The 15,666-nt window shown below is 70.1% G+C and carries 13 protein-coding genes; 6 read left to right on the forward strand and 7 right to left on the reverse strand.

All coding sequences use genetic code 11. The annotated features are described in order from the left end of the window. Positions 1–195 precede the first annotated feature (195 nt). Both ACFWMR_RS38285 and ACFWMR_RS38290 read right to left on the reverse strand, forming a co-directional pair. Complete coding sequence (locus ACFWMR_RS38285) at positions 196–873, reverse strand: DJ-1/PfpI family protein (protein ID WP_378381933.1); 678 nt, start codon at positions 871–873, stop codon at positions 196–198. A gap of 46 nt (positions 874–919) precedes the next feature. Beyond that, entirely contained in the window at positions 920–1,447 is a 528-nt protein-coding gene (locus ACFWMR_RS38290; RefSeq protein WP_378381934.1) for a TetR family transcriptional regulator, read from the reverse strand. A gap of 90 nt (positions 1,448–1,537) precedes the next feature. Between ACFWMR_RS38290 and ACFWMR_RS38295 the strand changes: the two genes are divergently transcribed. Together ACFWMR_RS38295 and ACFWMR_RS38300 are read left to right on the forward strand one after the other, a co-directional pair. Beyond that, positions 1,538–2,353, forward strand: coding sequence for an oxidoreductase (locus tag ACFWMR_RS38295; protein ID WP_378381935.1), 816 nt, complete (start codon positions 1,538–1,540; stop codon positions 2,351–2,353). An 88-nt stretch (positions 2,354–2,441) separates the two neighbouring features. Continuing rightward, positions 2,442–4,181: a hypothetical protein gene (locus ACFWMR_RS38300; RefSeq protein WP_378381936.1), complete on the forward strand. Its 1,740-nt coding sequence runs from the start codon at positions 2,442–2,444 to the stop codon at positions 4,179–4,181. Here the strand turns inward: ACFWMR_RS38300 and ACFWMR_RS38305 are convergent. From ACFWMR_RS38305 to ACFWMR_RS38325, 5 genes are all read right to left on the reverse strand, one after another. Further along, on the reverse strand, positions 4,160–5,629 hold the full coding sequence (locus ACFWMR_RS38305) for a purine-cytosine permease family protein (RefSeq protein WP_378381937.1): 1,470 nt from the start codon (positions 5,627–5,629) through the stop codon (positions 4,160–4,162). The two genes, ACFWMR_RS38300 and ACFWMR_RS38305, sit on opposite strands and share 22 nt — an antisense overlap. A gap of 81 nt (positions 5,630–5,710) precedes the next feature. Then, the gene (locus ACFWMR_RS38310) at positions 5,711–7,117 is read right to left on the reverse strand and encodes an aminobutyraldehyde dehydrogenase (protein WP_378381938.1); all 1,407 of its coding nucleotides are present in this window, start codon (positions 7,115–7,117) and stop codon (positions 5,711–5,713) included. Continuing rightward, a complete protein-coding gene (locus ACFWMR_RS38315) occupies positions 7,114–8,769 on the reverse strand; it encodes a thiamine pyrophosphate-binding protein (RefSeq protein ID WP_378381939.1) in 1,656 nt (551 codons plus the stop codon). Before ACFWMR_RS38315 ends, ACFWMR_RS38310 begins: the two co-directional genes overlap by 4 nt. Beyond that, positions 8,766–9,719 (reverse strand): agmatinase, encoded by a 954-nt coding sequence (speB, locus tag ACFWMR_RS38320; RefSeq protein ID WP_167405996.1) that lies wholly within the window; start codon positions 9,717–9,719, stop codon positions 8,766–8,768. Before speB ends, ACFWMR_RS38315 begins: the two co-directional genes overlap by 4 nt. A 20-nt stretch (positions 9,720–9,739) precedes the next feature. After that, positions 9,740–11,191 carry a sodium:solute symporter gene (locus ACFWMR_RS38325; protein ID WP_378381940.1) on the reverse strand — a complete coding sequence of 484 codons (1,452 nt, stop codon included), beginning with the start codon at positions 11,189–11,191 and terminating at the stop codon, positions 9,740–9,742. A gap of 109 nt (positions 11,192–11,300) precedes the next feature. Between ACFWMR_RS38325 and ACFWMR_RS38330 the strand changes: the two genes are divergently transcribed. The 4 genes from ACFWMR_RS38330 (at position 11,301) to ACFWMR_RS38345 (ending at position 15,587) form a co-directional block, all read left to right on the forward strand. Then, positions 11,301–12,782 (forward strand): PucR family transcriptional regulator, encoded by a 1,482-nt coding sequence (locus tag ACFWMR_RS38330; RefSeq protein WP_378381941.1) that lies wholly within the window; start codon positions 11,301–11,303, stop codon positions 12,780–12,782. A 152-nt stretch (positions 12,783–12,934) separates the two neighbouring features. Beyond that, positions 12,935–13,612: a response regulator transcription factor gene (locus tag ACFWMR_RS38335; RefSeq protein WP_167406137.1), complete on the forward strand. Its 678-nt coding sequence runs from the start codon at positions 12,935–12,937 to the stop codon at positions 13,610–13,612. Next, complete coding sequence (locus ACFWMR_RS38340; RefSeq protein ID WP_093934547.1) at positions 13,609–14,736, forward strand: sensor histidine kinase; 1,128 nt, start codon at positions 13,609–13,611, stop codon at positions 14,734–14,736. The genes ACFWMR_RS38335 and ACFWMR_RS38340 overlap by 4 nt, the downstream gene beginning before the upstream one ends. Before the next feature lie 26 nt (positions 14,737–14,762). Beyond that, on the forward strand, positions 14,763–15,587 hold the full coding sequence (locus ACFWMR_RS38345) for an aldo/keto reductase (protein WP_378381942.1): 825 nt from the start codon (positions 14,763–14,765) through the stop codon (positions 15,585–15,587). The last annotated feature ends 79 nt before the right edge of the window (positions 15,588–15,666 follow it).

Raw genomic sequence — 15,666 nt, forward strand, 5'->3', positions numbered from 1 at the left:
GGTGGTGACCGGGCTCGTGTTTTCGCCCCCGCCCCGCGCGGATCGGGCGGGGTGTGTGTAAACAGGGACACTCAACGTCCCTATTTCCACACACCCCCACTCCGGGGCCAGGGTAGGCGTCCGGCTACCTGGCAAGCGCTATGAAAGGTCCCTTCATTGCAAATTTTGCAATGAAGGGACCTTTCATTGCACGCGTCAGGCCCGCCAGACGGTGCCCCGCCGCTCGTACTCCAGCACCACCTCGGCCCGCTGAGCCGCCTTCGCGCCCAAGAAGCGCTCCACGAGCCAGAGCGAGACCTCGAGCCCCGCGGTGATCCCGCCGCCGGTGATCAGGTCGCCGTCGTCGACGACACGCGCGTCGATCACCTTCGCGCCCTGAGCGGCCAGATCCGCCTTCGCGCCGTTGTGCGTCGTCGCGTTCCGGCCCTTCGTCAGGCCCGCCGCGGACAGCACCATCGTTCCGGTGCAGATCCCGACCGGCAGCGCCCGCGAAGCGGCGAGGCGGCGCAGGAAACCCTGATCCGCGTTGAGTCGGTGGACGCCGGGGCCGTTCCGGTCGGTGTAGCCGCCGCCGGGCACCACGAGGACGTCGGCTTCGCCCGGCGACCAGGCCCGCGGGACCTCGACGACGGTGCCGTAGGTGCAGCGCACCGGACCCGGCCGTAGCCCCACGAGTGACGAGACCACGGCCCCGCCGGTGAGCTTCCCCGTCAGGCCGAGTACTTCGACGGGTGCGATGAAGTCCTGTTCCTCCACGCCGTCGTACATCAGGATCTGCACCCGCAACGGGGTGGCGGCGGAAGCGGCGGGCGCGGTCACGCCCGCCAGACCGGCGGACAAGGCTGAAGCACGCAGAAAAGTTCGGCGTTGCAAGACGACCTCCCAGGTGATGTAACCCAGTGGTCGCGCGAAAACCGCCTCAGGTTCCCGTGAGCCGGGCGACCGAGCGGACGACGAGGTCGCGGGTCGCGGCGGGGGAGGAAAAGCTCAGGAACGACAGGTGCAGGACGAGGCTCAGCAGTTCCTCGGCGTCGAAGTGGTCCGGCACGGAACCCGAACGCTGCGCGGCCCGGATCGCGGCCACCTTGTCCGCGTGTGCCCGAACTTCCGCCTCCGGAACGGCGTCGAAGCCGTTCTCCAGCCGCAGCCAGCCCATGAGCCGCAGGACTTCGGGATGCTCCAGGTAGCGGTCGAACAGCCGTCCCGCGTAGCCGGGCAGGTCGTCGGGGGTGATCGGGACCGCCTTGATCGCCGCGTCCACCTGCTCCTGCACAACGGTCTCGAACAGGTACTCCTTGCTGCAGAAGTAGGCGTAGATCAGCGCCTTGTTGGCGCCGGCGTTCTTCGCGATGCGGTCCACCCGCGCGCCCGCGATGCCGTACGTGGCGAACTCGGTCGTCGCCGCGTCCAGCAGCTTCCGCTTGGTCGCTTCCTTGTCCCTGACCATGTGACCCAGTCTAACTAACTGGTTGGTTGACAGCTAGTCGGGGCCGTGGCAACCTCAATTTGCAACCAACCAGTTAGTTAGGAGCGGGACATGAAGGTCGCACTGGTCACGGGCGCTTCCGCGGGAATCGGCGAAGCCACCGCCCTCGCCCTGCGCGACGCGGGCTACACCGTCTACGGCGCCGCGAGGCGTGTCGAGCGGATGACCGGGATCGCCGAACGCGGGGTCAAGGTCCTCGCGATGGACGTCACCGACGACGCGTCGATGGTCGCGGGCATCGAAAAGATCATCGAGGAGTCCGGCCGCATCGACGTCCTGGTCAACAACGCGGGCTACGGCTCGTACGGGGCCTTCGAGGACGTGCCGCTCTCGGAGGGGAAGTACCAGTTCGAGGTCAACCTGTTCGGCCTCGCGCGGCTCGTCCAGCTGACCACGCCGCATATGCGCGCCCAAGGCTCGGGCAAGATCGTGAACGTCTCGTCGATCGGCGGCAAGATCTACGAACCGCTCGGCGGCTGGTACCACTCGACCAAGTTCGCGGTCGAAGGGCTGAGCGACTCGCTGAGGCTGGAGCTCAAGCCGTTCGGCGTCGACGTCGTGGTGATCGAACCCGGCGCCATCAAGACCGAATGGGGCGGCATCGCCGTCGAGAACCTGCTCAAGACCTCGGGGGAAACCGCCTACGCGCCGCAAGCCAAGGCGCTGGCGAAGTTCTTCGGCCAGGCCGCGCGCGGCTCCCACCCGAAGGTGATCGCCGACGTCGTCCTGAAGGCGGTCCGGGCCCGGCGCCCGAAGACCCGCTATGCCGCGGGTCTCGGGGCGAAGCCGATCCTGTTCGTGCGCCGGGTGCTCCCGGACCGCGCCTTCGACGCGCTGTTCCTCGGAGTGCTGCGACGCTTCGCCTAGGGTCGGGCTCCGCCGTCACCTGCCCGCCCAATAGGGTGATCCCCTGGTTTTGACGTGGCCGTTTCACCGGCCGAGAAGGGGACGACCAGTGTCGACTACGGGCCTGCTCGAGGCGGAATCCGACGTGACCCGGGCTTGGTATCGCAGGCCGCGCGTATGGACCTGGATTCTCTTCGGTCTGGCCGCGGTGGTGTTCGCCGAACTGGCCTGGCGCCGCCGGTGGATGAGCGACGACGGCCTCATCGTGCTGCGGACGGTCCGGAACCTCCTCGAAGGCGACGGGCCGGTGTTCAACGCCGGCGAGCGGGTCGAGGCGAACACCAGCACGCTGTGGACGTTCCTCGTGGCCGGGCTCGGGCTGCTCGGGATCAAGCTGGAATGGGCCGCCGTGCTCTCCGGGCTGGTGCTGGCCGTCGCGGGTCTCTGGTTCGCCATGGACGGCGCGCGGAGGTTCCACCGGCCCACCGGATCGGGGCTGGCCGTCCCGGCGGGCGCCCTGCTGGTCTGCGTGCTGCCGCCCTTCCGTGATTTCGCCACCTCCGGGCTGGAAACCGGGCTCATCACGTTCTGGCTCGGCCTCACGTGGTGGCTCGTCGTCCGGCTCGCCCTCGACGGGGACACGGTGCGGGCCTGGCCGGTCGCGCTCGTGATCGGGCTCGGCCCGCTGGTGCGCCCGGACCTCGCGCTGTTCAGCGCGCTCGCGTTCATCGGGATGATGGTCGCCGGGTGGCGGGGCTGGAAGCATCTGCTCGGCCTCCTCGCGGTCGCGGGCGCGCTGCCGGTGGCGTACCAGATCTTCCGCATGGGCTACTACGGGCTGCTCACGCCGAACACCGCGCTGGCCAAGGAAGCGTCCTCCGCGCACTGGGGCCGTGGCTGGCGGTACCTCGCCGATCTCGTCTCCCCGTACTACCTCTGGGTACCGGTGCTGCTGCTGGCGGCCGCACTGGTGCTGCTGCTGCGCCGGGTGCCGCGGAACCGGGCGCTGTGGGCGCTCATCGCGTTCCCGCTGCTCTCCGGGCTGGCGCTGGCGTTGTACGTCATCCGGCTCGGCGGGGACTTCATGCACGGCCGCATGCTGCTGCCCGCGTTGTTCGCGGCCCTGCTCCCGGTCATGGCCCTGCCGTTCACCCGCTGGACGGCCGTCGTCCTCGCCGGGGTGGGCGTCTGGGGTGTCGTCGCGCTGGGCTGGCTGCGGGTGCCGTACGAGGACGCCCCCAAGGCGTACAACAAGGCCTCCGGCATCGCGGACGAGCGCGGCTACTGGTCCGCCGTCACCCGGCACGAGCATCCGGTGACCATCGAGGACTACATGCGGTCGCCGGACCTGGACCTCCCTGTCGCGATGGCGGCCGTCCGGAACCTGCCCGGCCCCTCGGTGCTGGTGTATCGCGCCGGGGCCTGGCGTCAGTACGCCTCCGACAAGCCGTACAGCACGGTGTTCTCCGGCAGCATCGGCGCCTTCGGGCTCGTCATGCCGCGGGACGTCCGTGTGCACGACGGGTACGGACTGGTGAACTCGATCGCCTCCCACACCACGCTCGTGTTCGCCAGCCGCAGCGGACACGAGAAGGACATCAGCCCGACGTGGGCGATCGGCGAGGCGGGCAAGACGGAGGTCGACGCGACCGGCGACGCCAACGGGTTCGCCGCCGAAGACATCCTCGCGGCGCGCAAGGCCGTCCAGTGCCCCGAAGTACGCGAGATGTTGGACTCGGTCCGTGCCCCGCTCACCGCGGGACGGTTCTGGGACAACCTGACCGGCGCGGTCGGCCGGAACTCCTTGCGGTATCCGGCCGATCCGCGTCAGGCGGCCGACTGCGGCTGAGGTTCCAGGTCCGGCCCGGGCGCGGGCTCCGCGGCGCTCCCGGGCCGGTAGACCTCGCGGGGCTCGGGGAAGAGCTTCACCAGCACCGGATACGCGATCGCCGCCGTGCACAGCGTCACGACCATGCTGATGTCGACGCCGCCCGCGACGTCCTTGAGCGGCCCGGCGATCATCGGCGTGTTGGCGGTCAGCAGGCCCAGCGTCGTCGCCGGGATCCACGCGGCCATCGCGCGCCAGTTCACTCCGCGGGTGAACCAGTAGCGCCCGCCCTTGCGGCCCTGGTTGAACACCTGGAGGTCGTCCGGGTCGTAGAACCCGCGCCGCAGCACGAACCCGATCATCATGATCACCATCCACGGTGAGGTGCACAGCACGATCAGCGTGGCGAAGGCGTTGATGCTGGACACCATGTCCAGCACGAAATTGCCGACGAAGATGAACACGACACTGAGCGAGCCGATCAGCAGCGTCGCCTGGACCCGGCTCAGCTTCACGAAGATCGAACTGAAGTCCAGCCCGGTCCCGTAGAGCGACGTCGTGCCGGTGGACAGGCCGCCGATCAGCGCGACCACGATCAGCGGGATCGCGTACCAGAGCGGGGAGATCGCGGTCAGGCCGGTGATGTAGTCGGCCGGATCCGCGACCAGGGTCGCGGTGGCGATGCCGAACCCGAACGGCAGCAGCGTCGCCACCTGCGCCAGGAACGGCGCCGCCAGCAGGGAACGGCGGCTGTGGCGCGCGGGGATGTAGCGCGTCCAGTCGCCGAGGAAGGCGCCGAACGAGATCGGGTTCGCCATCGTGGTGAGCGCGGCGAGGATCCAGGTCGGCCAGAAGCCCCCGAGCGCGTACGTGCCGGTGCCGGCGAACCCGGGGTCGAACGTGCCGCCGTAGGCGATGATCCCGAGCAGCATGATCGCCGTGCCCAGCACCACGGCGACCCGGTTCACCAGCAGCATGAACCGGTAGCCGTAGATGCACACCACCAGCGTCGCGATCGCGATGACGCCGTACGCGACACCGCGCAGCACTTCGCCGCCGTCGAAGCCGAAAAGCCGTTGTGCCGCACCGGCGACGGCGTCGCCGCTCACCCAGACCGAGATGGCGAAGAAGGTGATCGCCGTCAGCAGGGAGAGGAAGGAGCCGACACAGCGGCCGACGACGCCGAAGTGCGCGCCGGAGGAGACCGCGTTGTTGGTCCGGGTGAGCGGGCCGAACAACGACATCGGCGAGAGCACCAGCGCGCCGACGACCACGCCCGCGACGGTGGCGGCCACCGCCGCCCGGAAACTCAGGCCGAAGGCGATCGGGAGGGTCCCGAGGATGATGGTGGCGAAGGTGTTCGCGCCGCCGAACGCCATCCGGAACAGGTCGCGCGGACGCGAAGTCTGTTCCTCGGGCGGGATCGGCGCGATGCCGTGCTGCTCGACTTCGGTGACCTTGTCACCCATGGGGACCTCCAAGTGCGCGTTTCGTCCTCTGAATGCGGTGGTTCGTACTGCCAACTACCGCGTTCAGAGGACGAAACGCGGTCAGGCGAAGCGGGTCATGACGTGCTTGACGCGGGTGTACTCGGCGAAGGAGTAGGACGAGAGGTCCTTCCCGTGGCCCGAGTGCCCGAAGCCGCCATGGGGCATTTCCGAGACCAGCGGCCCGTGGGTGTTGACCCAGACGCAGCCGAAGTCGAGTTCGCCCGAAACGCGGGTCGCGCGTGACAGGTCGTGGGTCCAGATCGACGACGCCAGCCCGTACGGGACGCCGTTGGCCAGGCGCACCGCCTCGTCCTCGTCCGCGAAGGACTGGACGGTGATCACCGGGCCGAAGATCTCCTCCTGCACGATCTCGTCGTCCTGCTTCAGACCCGAGATCACGGTGGGGGAGAAGAAGAATCCGCGGTCACCGGCGGGGGTGCCGCCGGTCTCCACGCGGGCGTGCGACGGCAGTCGTTCGACGAGCCCGCGGACCCGGCCGAACTGCGCCTCGCTGTTGAGCGGGCCGAAATCCGTGCCGGGCTTCTGCGCGGCGGCGGCCTTGGTCAGTTCCGCGACGAACTCGTCGTGGATCGCCGCGTCCACCAGCACCCGGCTGCCCGCGGTGCAGTCCTGCCCGGCGTTGTAGAACGCCGCGCCGACGATGCCCTCCGCGGCCTCGGCGAGGTTCACGTCGCCGAAGACCAGCAGCGGCGCGTTCCCGCCGAGTTCCAGGTGCGTGCGCTTGAGGTCGGCCGCCGCGACGGTGGCGACGTCGATGCCGGCGCGGGTCGACCCGGTGATCGACACCAGTTCGGTGATCGGGTGCTTCACCAGCGCGCGGCCGGTGTCGCGGTCGCCGCACAGCACGTTGAAAGCGCCCTGCGGCAGGAATTCCGCCGCGACCTTCGCCAGCAGCACGGCCGTCGACGGCGTGGTCTCCGCGGGCTTCAGCACGACGGTGTTGCCCGCCGCCAGCGCCGGGGCGATCTTCCAGACACCCATCATCAGCGGGTAGTTCCACGGCGCGATCTGCGCGCACACGCCGACCGGTTCGCGGCGGATCGCCGAGCTGTGCCCCGGCAGGTACTCCCCGGACGCGGTGCCTTCGAGCTGCCGCGCCGCGCCGGCGAAGAACCGCAGCGCGCTGACGCACTCCGGGATCTCCTCCTCCAGCACGACGGCGCGGATCTTGCCGGTCTCGCGGATTTCGAGCTCGGCGAACGCCTCCGCGCGAGCCTCGACCGCGTCGGCGATCTTCAATAGCGCGAGCTGCCGCTGCGCGGGTGTGCTCTTGCGCCACACCTTGAACGCGCGTCCGGCGGCCTCCAGCGCGGCGTCCACATCGGACTGCTCGGACAGGACGCTGGTGCCGAAGACCTCGCCGGTGGCGGGGTTCGTCAGGTCGAGCGTCCGGGAGCCCGCCGCCGGGACCTCGGCGCCGTCGACGAAATTGAGGACCTGAGTCATTTCTTCTCCAGGTGGGTCGGCTCGAACATCTTCAGGAGGGCGGGGAGGACGACCACCGACGGACCGGGGGTGCCCAGCGCTTCGGCCAGGTCCTTCCCGACGGTGTCCAAAGAGGACACAGTGGCGCTGACGCCGAAAGACTTCGCCAGGGCGGCGAAATCGGGCCGCGCGAGTTCGGTGGCGGTGGACTGGCCGAAAGCGCCGGTCAGGTACTCGCGCAGGATGCCGTAACCGCCGTCGTCGATGACGAGCCACGTGACGTCCAGCCCGTGCTGGACCGCCGTGGCCAGCTCGGCGATGCCGTACATCGCGCCGCCGTCACCGGACACCGCGAGCGCCGGGCCGCCGGTCGCCGCGGCGCCGCCGAGCGCGCCGGGCAGGCCGTAGCCGAGCCCGCCCGCGCCTTGGGCGGTGTGGATCGGCGCGCCCTCGGGATTCCACGCCGACCAGGCCCAGTAGGCCGCGATCGTCATGTCCCAGAACGTCTGCGTGCCCTCGGGCACCGCCGCGCGGATGTCGTCGATCAGCTTGCGCTCGACTTCGAGTGGCTGGCCGTCGAGGCGTCCGCGCACCTTGGCCAGCAGGTCCGCCACCGCCTTTTCGGCGACGCCGTCGGACTGGCGGAACGGCACCTGCTCCAGCAGCGCCTGCAGGGCGAGCCGGACGTCGGCGTGGATGCCCAGCGCCGGGTAGTTCGACTCCAGCTTCCCGAGATCGGCCTCGACCTGGATCATCCGGCCGCGCGGGGCGAACTCGCGATAGTTGCTGGACAGCTCGCCGAGCCCGGAACCTAGTACCAGCAGCACATCCGCGTCCGAGAGGAACTCGGTGCTGTGCCAGTCCTCAAGCCAGGACTGCCCGGAAAGTTCGTGGTCCCAGCCGAAGACGCCCTTGCCGCCGAACGTCGACAGCACCGGCGCGCGCAAGGCCTCCGCGAGCGCCTTCAGCTCCGCCCTCGCGCCCGAGCGCAGGGCGCCGCCACCGGCGAGGATCACCGGATTCTTCGCCGTGCCAAGGAGATTCGCGGCTTCGGTGACGAGCTCCGGCAACGGCGCGAGCGGAGCGGGCCGCGCCGTCACCGAGGTGATCCGCGGCAGATCCGTCGTCGCCAGCAGGATGTCCTGCGGGATTTCGACCCACACCGGACCGTACGGCGCGGTCGCCGCGGATTCCCACGCCTCGCGCAACGCCGTCGGGATCTGGCTGACGGTGCGCACCACGTGCACCGACTTCACCACGTCGCGGAAACTGGCCTGCTGATCGGGCAATTCGTGCAGGTACCCGTGCCGTCCGCCGCCGAGCCCGGCGACCGGGATCTGGCTGGAGATCCCGAGCACCGGGACCGACGCCGCCCGGGATTCCTGCAGTGAAGCCAAAGTCAGCAGCGCGCCGGGGCCGGTCGACACGATCATCGGCGTCACCGGGACCGGGCCCTCGGGGTCCGCCGCGAGCCGGGCACGAGCGTGCCCGTCGGCCGCGAACGCCAGGTTGTTCTCCACCCGCGAGCTGATGACACGCAGGTCGTCCGTGCGCCGCAACGCTTCGAACAGGCCGAGCGCGTGCTGGCCGGGCAGGCCGAACACGGTGTCCGCGCCGAGCGCGTGGAGGGTTTCGACGACTACGTCGCCGCCTATCCGTTCAGTGCTGGTCATGCGCCCTTCCCCAAACTGAGCAGGCTCACCAGGTCGTAGGCGACGTGGGAAGCCGCGATGGCGGTGATCTCGGCATGATCGTAAGCCGGGGCCAGCTCGACGACATCCGCTCCGACGAGGTTGCAGTCCCGCAGCCCGCGCAGGATCTCCAGCAGTTCGCGGCTGGTCATCCCGCCCGCTTCGGGGGTGCCGGTACCCGGCGCGTGCGCCGGGTCGAGCACGTCGATGTCGACCGAGATGTAGAGCGGGCGGCCGCCGATGCGCTGGCGCAGCGCGTCGACGGTCTCGGCGACCCCGCGGCGCATGACGTCGCCGGAGGTGACGATGCCGAATCCGAGGCGGCGGTCCTCTTCCAGGTCCCGCTTGCCGTACAGCGGGCCGCGCGTGCCGACGTGGGACAGCGCTTCGGTGTCGAGGAGGCCTTCCTCGGACGCCCGCCGGAACGGGGTGCCGTGCGTGTACGGCTCGCCGAAGTAGGTGTCCCAGGTGTCGAGGTGCGCGTCGAAGTGCAGCAGCGCCACCGGTCCGTGCTTCTTCGCCGCCGCCCGCAGCAGCGGCAGCGCGATCGTGTGGTCGCCGCCGACGGTCACCAGCCGCGTCCCGCCCGCGGTCAGCGCCTCGGCCTCGTCCTGCAGGGTCTCGATCGCCTCGCCGATGTTGAACGGGTTGAGCGCGATGTCCCCGGCGTCGACGACCTGCGTTTCGGCGAACGGCGAAACGTCGAGTTCCGGGTGATACGGGCGAAGGAGCCGGCTGGCCTCACGGAGCGCGGCGGGGCCGAAGCGCGCGCCGGGGCGGTAGGACACGCCGGCGTCGAACGGCACCCCGACGACGGCGACGTCCGCGTGCTCGACCTGATCGAGCCGCGGCAGCCTCGCGAAGGTCGCGAAACCGGCGAACCGGGGCACCCTCGAAGAGTCGACGGGTCCGATCGGGCTTTGCTCAGCCACTGTTTCTCCTTTGAATGGTTTCAGGACTTCGAAGCGGCGAGTTTCGCCTCTTCTTCTTCGGCGACCGCGCTGCCGTTCAGGCGGCGGGTCCACACGGTGAGGCTTTCGTCCGAGGTGCGCGGGGTGAGGAAGCTGACCACCAGGTACACCGCCAGGCTCGAGCCGAGGCCCCAGTAGATCGGGCTGTTGGCCTCGACGCCGTCGACGAACATGAACGTGATGACCACGACGGTACCGACGACCATCGACGCGAGCGCGCCTTGACGGGTGCCGCGTTTCCACGCCAGCCCGCCGATGATCGCGACCAGCAGGCCGCCGACGAGGATGTCGTAGGCGATGGTCAGCGCGTTGACGACGTCGTCCACGATCATCGCGATGCCGATCGCGACGAGGCCGAGGACCAGCGTGGTGACCCGGTTCCGCGCGACCTCGTTGACCGCTTTTTTGAGGCCCAGCTTGGAAAGCAGGTCCGACGTACTGACCGTGGAGCAGGCGATGAGCGCGCCGCTCGCGGTCGACATCATCGCCGACAGCGCCGCCGCGAGCACCAGGCCGCGGATCCCGGCGGGCAGCTGGTCTTCGACGATGGTCGCGAACGCGTCCTGCGCGCTGGCGAGGTTCGGGTACAGCGCCTTGGCCGAGGTGCCGATCAGCGCGCCGGCGAGACCGTAGACCAGGCAGTAGACGCCGGAGATCACGCCGCCGCCGGTGGCGATGCCGGGCGTGCGGGCGGTGAACACGCGCTGCCAGATGTCCTGGCCGATCAGCAGCCCGAAGCTGTAGATGAGGAAGTAGGTGAAGATCGTGTCGCCGCCGATGGCGGTCAGCTCGAAGTAGCTCTCGTCCAGCCGCGCGGCCATCCCGTCGAAGCCACCGGCCGAGACGATCGAGACCGGCAGCAGGATCAGCAGGATGCCGATGGTCTTGATGACGAACTGGACGATGTCGGTCAGCGTGATCGACCACATGCCGCCGAGCACCGAGTAGAGCACCACGATCGACCCGCCGATGGCGATGCCCGCCCAGCTCGGCACGTTGAAGAGGACCTTGAAGATGGTGGCGAACGCCAGCGTCGAGGTGACGGTCAGCATCAGCGTGTAGCCCCACATGACGACGCCGGAGATGGCGCTCGTGGAGCCGCCGTAGCGCAGGTCGAGCATTTCGCCGACGGTGTAGACGCGCAGCTTCACCAGCCGCCGCGCGAACAGCGTGTGGAGGACCAGGATGCCGACGCCGATCGCGATCACGAGCCAGGCGCCGGAGATGCCGTAGGTGTAGCCGAGCTTCACGCCGCCGACCGTCGAAGCGCCGCCGAGGACGACCGCGGACATCGTGCCCGAGTACATGAACCAGCCGAGGCGACGGCCCGCGACCAGGTAGTCGGACTTGGTCTTGGCGAGCCGCAGCCCGAACCAGCCGACCCCGATCATGCCCGCTATGTAGAGCGCGATCACCGCGTAGTCACCGGCCACGGTGTCCTCCTTGACTTGGGGCTTTGTTCGCTTCGGGCCACCGTAGGTTCGTTCGCGCCTTGAACGACATGGGATGATCCATCCGAACTCCGGCGCGAATGAGGATGGAATGACCCGAACCCACGATCCGCTCGACTCGGATGTGAATGTCCCGTTACGGGCCGTGGTCGGCAACCCGGAATTGGCACTCGACCCGGTCGTGGAGACCCTGCGGCCGGGCGCGCTCGACGCCCCGGTGCGTTGGGCGCACGTCAGCGAGCTGCGGGACCCGGCGCCGTACCTGCTCGGGGCGGAACTGCTGCTCACCGCCGGGGTGAACCTGCCATCGGAGCCCTCCGAAGTCGACCTCTACGTCCGGCGGCTGGCCGCCAGCGGGATCTCCGCGCTGGGGTTCGGGCTCACCCCCGGCGCCTACGAGACGTTGCCGTCTTCGCTGCGGACCGCGTGTGCCCGGCACGGCCTCCCGCTGCTGATCGTCCAGCCGCGGACACCGTTCCTGGCGATCAGCCGGGCGGTGTCGGTCGCGCTCGCCGAGGCAGGGCAGCGGGAACAGCGGCGGATCGCGGTCGCGCGCGAGGCGCTGACCAGGGCGGCCGGTGACGGACTCGGCGAACTGGCGAGCGCGCTGGCCGGGCGGCTGGGGGCCTGGGTGGCGCTGGTCGGCGTCGGCGACGTCCTCGCCGCCGAGCACGGGGCGCCGTCGCCGCTGCCCGCCGAGGTCCGGGAACTGGTCGCCACGCTGCGGGCGGGCCGGGGGATCCGCAGCGCGACGACGGAACTGGCCGACGGCACGCACGTCGTCGCGCAGCCGGTGTACCCGCAGGCGACGGCGTCGCATCTGGTCGTGGTCGGCCGGGTCGCGCGGTTCGACGGCGCGGACCGCTCGATCCTGTCGGTCGGGGCGGCGCTGCTCGGGCTGGCAGGCCGCGCCGGTTCGGACGCGGCCGGGCTGGGGGCCACCGCCACGGCGTTGCTGCTGGGGGAGACCGGCGTGGTCGGCGGGGAGGAACGCCGCCTGGTCGCCGGGGTCGCGTACCGGCGCGGCCCGACCGAGGCCGCCGCGCGCTACGACTGGCTGCGCGCCCGGCTCGACACCCCGCTGGTGCGGCTGCTGCCCGGACCGCGGTTCACCGCGATCGTCCGGGAGGCGCCGGAGATCGGCGATCTCGACCGGCTCCGCGCCGACGGGTGGCTCGCTGTCGTGGGCTCGCCCGTGCCGCCCGACCGGCTCCCCGGCGCGGCGGGCGAAGTGGAGTTGCTGCTGGCGCGGGCGGTCGCGCTGGGGCGGCCCGTGGTGGCGGAAGGCACCTCCGGGCTGGACGCGCTGATCGCCCCGGACGCGGCGGCCGGGTTCGCCGCCCAGGCGCTGGCGCCGCTGCGCGAACTCGATCTGAAGGGTGACCGCGAACTGGTCGAGACGCTGCGGACCTGGCTCGCGCACCACGGCGGCTGGGACCGGACGGCGGCCGAACTGGGCGTGCACCGCAACAGCGTCCGGCACCGGATCGGGCAGATCGAACGGGCGCTGGGGGTGGACCTGGCGGATCCGGAGATCCGGATGCGGCTGTGGTTCGCCCTGCGCTGGTCGTGAGGTCCGCCGAAGTACATGAAGGCCCCCTTCCTTGCGCCTAGGTACAGGAAGGGGGCCTTCATGTACTCCAGGCGAGCAAGGGCAGCGGTGGCGTGGTCACCGCCGGTTACTCCGATAAGGTCACTCTCAGGAAGGTGTGGCAACGTAGGGTCGTGCGAATTCTGGTAGTCGAAGACGAAGAACCCCTCGCCGACGCGATCGCACGCGGCCTGCGGCGCGAGGGGATGGCGGTGGACATCGCGCTCACCGGTGACGACGGGCACGAGAAGGCCACCGTCACCCGGTACGACGTCGTGCTGCTCGACCGCGACCTCCCCGGCATGTCCGGTGACGACCTGTGCCGCGAGATCGTCGCGTCCGGCGAGCTGACCCGGGTGCTGATGCTCACCGCGAGCAGTTCCGTTTCGGACCGCGTGGACGGGCTTTCCCTCGGCGCCGACGACTATCTCGCCAAGCCGTTCGCCTTCCCCGAACTCGTCGCACGGGTACGCGCGCTGGGCCGTCGCGCGACCCCGGCCGCGCCGCCGCTGCTGACTTCGGGCGACGTCGAACTGGACCCGGCGCGGCGGACCGTCCGCCGCGCGAGCGGTCCGGTCGAGCTGACCCGCAAGGAGTTCGGTGTGCTGGAGGTGCTGCTGTCGGCCGCCGGTTCGGTGGTCAGCAGCGAGGAACTGCTCGAACGCGTGTGGGACGAGAACGCCGACCCGTTCACCACCACCGTCCGGGTCACCGTGATGACGCTGCGCAAGAAGCTCGGCGAGCCGGGGATCATCGAAACCGTCGTCGGCTCCGGCTACCGGGTGCCGGAGCAGGGGAACGCGCGGGGGTGAACCTGTCCGGTGCCCGCAGCCTGCGCGCGCGGGTCACGTTGCTCGCGACCGGGCTGGTGGCACTGGTCAGCGTCCTGTTGCTCTGGCTGACCTGGAACCTGGTCGGGGACGCCGTTTCCGCGGTTCCGCAGCTGCCGCCGGGCACCACGGTGCGGGTCGACGGTGTCGACGTCGACGCTTCCGCCGTCACCGAGCATCTGCGGGTGTACGCCCGGAACCGGGTACTGCTGTTCGGCGCGCTCGCGTTCTGTTTCGTCGTGCTGGCGGCGGGGATCCTCGCGTGGACGTTCACCGCGCGGGTGCTGCAGCCGCTGCGCGAGATCACCGGGACGGCGCGGCGGTTGTCGATCGAATCGATGGGCGAGCGGATCGGCGAGGTCCGCACCAAGGACGAACTCGCCGAACTGGCCGAGACCTTCGACGACATGCTCGACAGGCTGCAAGCCGCGTTCGACGCGCAACGGCACTTCGTCGCGAACGCCAGTCACGAACTGCGGACGCCGCTCGCGGTCATCCGCACCGAACTCGACGTCACCCTGGCCGACGAGCAGGCCGACGAAGCCGAATTGCGGCGGATGGCGGCCGTGGTCCGCGACGCGACCGAACGGGCCGAGCGGCTGGTCGGTTCGCTGCTGCTGCTCGCGCGCACGGACGGCGCGGGACTGGTCGCCAGGGAGCCCGTCGACCTCGCGGTGATCGTCGCGAGCGCGTGGCGGGCGGCCCGGCCGGACGCGGAGAAACGCGGCCTCCGCGTCGAATTCGCGACCCCGGGGGCGCCGACGTTCGGCGATCCCGCGCTGCTGGAACGGATCGCGGGCAACCTGCTGGAGAACGCCGTGCGGCACAACGTCGACGGCGGCTGGCTGGACGTCGTCACGCAGGCCGGTCCACAGTGGTCGGTGCTGCGGGTGCGATCGTCCGGCGGGCTGCTCGACCCGGCGGCCGTCCCCGAACTGTTCGAACCGTTCCGCCGCGCAGGGGTCGCCAGGACCGCCCGCACCGGCGCCGGGCTGGGACTGTCGATCGTGCGGGCCGCCGTCCAGGCTCACGGCGGCACCGTGTCGGCGGAACCCGTTGTGGGCGGTGGTCTTTCGGTGACCGTCCACCTCCCCGCTCTGCCCTGACCCATCGCCGGGGTTACGGTTCAAGGATGGTTCCCAGTATTCGGCTGAACAACGGAACGTCCCTGCCCCAGCTCGGGTTCGGGGTGTACAAGATCGGCGACGACGAGGTCGTCGACGCGGTCCGCACCGCCATCGAGACGGGCTACCGCGCCATCGACACGGCGACCCTGTACGCCAACGAACGCGGCGTCGGCGAGGCCGTCCGCTCCAGCGGGCTGCCGCGCGAGGAACTGTTCGTCACCACGAAACTGTGGAACACCGAGCACGGCTACGACTCGGCGTTGCGCGCCTTCGACACCAGCATGGGCGAACTCGGCCTCTCCTACGTCGACCTGTACCTGATCCACTGGCCGCTGCCGTCGCAGGACAAGTACGTGGAAACGTGGCGGGCGCTGGAGAAGATCGCCTCCGACGGCCGGGCGAAGGCCATCGGCGTGTCGAACTTCCAGATCCCGCATCTGGAGCGGCTGATCGAGGAGACCGGGACCGTACCCGCGGTGAACCAGATCGAGTGCCACCCGTGGCTGCAACAGCCGCTGCTGCGGGACTTCCACGACAAGCACGAGATCCTCACCGAGGCGTGGAGCCCCCTGGCGCGCGGCGGGGACCTGCTCGCCGACGAGAAGATCACCACGATCGCCGGGAAGCACGGCAAGACGCCGGCGCAGATCGTGCTGCGCTGGCACATCGAGATGAACCACCTCGTGATCCCGAAGTCCGTCACTCCGGACCGGATCAAGGCGAACATGGACGTCTTCGACTTCGCGCTCGACGCGCACGACACCGCCGCGATCGCGACGCTGGAGCAGGGGAAGCGGCTGGGCCCGGACCCGGACACCCTGGGCTCGTGAGTGGGGAGGTGGGGTGTAACCGTGCGAACCACACACGCGGCCCGACACCAAACCCACCGCCACCAAAAAAGGGGTTCCG

It is taken from the genome of Amycolatopsis thailandensis, from assembly GCF_042723255.1.
Classification (GTDB): Bacteria; Actinomycetota; Actinomycetes; order Mycobacteriales; family Pseudonocardiaceae; genus Amycolatopsis; species Amycolatopsis thailandensis.

Bases quoted from the DNA above. Each gene is read 5' to 3' on its own strand.
- ACFWMR_RS38290 (WP_378381934.1), bottom strand. From the start codon at position 1,447: ATGGTCAGGGACAAGGAAGCGACCAAGCGGAAGCTGCTGGACGCGGCG.
- ACFWMR_RS38295 (WP_378381935.1), top strand. From the start codon at position 1,538: ATGAAGGTCGCACTGGTCACGGGCGCTTCCGCGGGAATCGGCGAAGCC.
- ACFWMR_RS38305 (WP_378381937.1), bottom strand. From the start codon at position 5,629: ATGGGTGACAAGGTCACCGAAGTCGAGCAGCACGGCATCGCGCCGATC.
- ACFWMR_RS38310 (WP_378381938.1), bottom strand. From the start codon at position 7,117: ATGACTCAGGTCCTCAATTTCGTCGACGGCGCCGAGGTCCCGGCGGCG.
- ACFWMR_RS38315 (WP_378381939.1), bottom strand. From the start codon at position 8,769: ATGACCAGCACTGAACGGATAGGCGGCGACGTAGTCGTCGAAACCCTC.
- ACFWMR_RS38330 (WP_378381941.1), top strand. From the start codon at position 11,301: ATGACCCGAACCCACGATCCGCTCGACTCGGATGTGAATGTCCCGTTA.
- ACFWMR_RS38345 (WP_378381942.1), top strand. From the start codon at position 14,763: ATGGTTCCCAGTATTCGGCTGAACAACGGAACGTCCCTGCCCCAGCTC.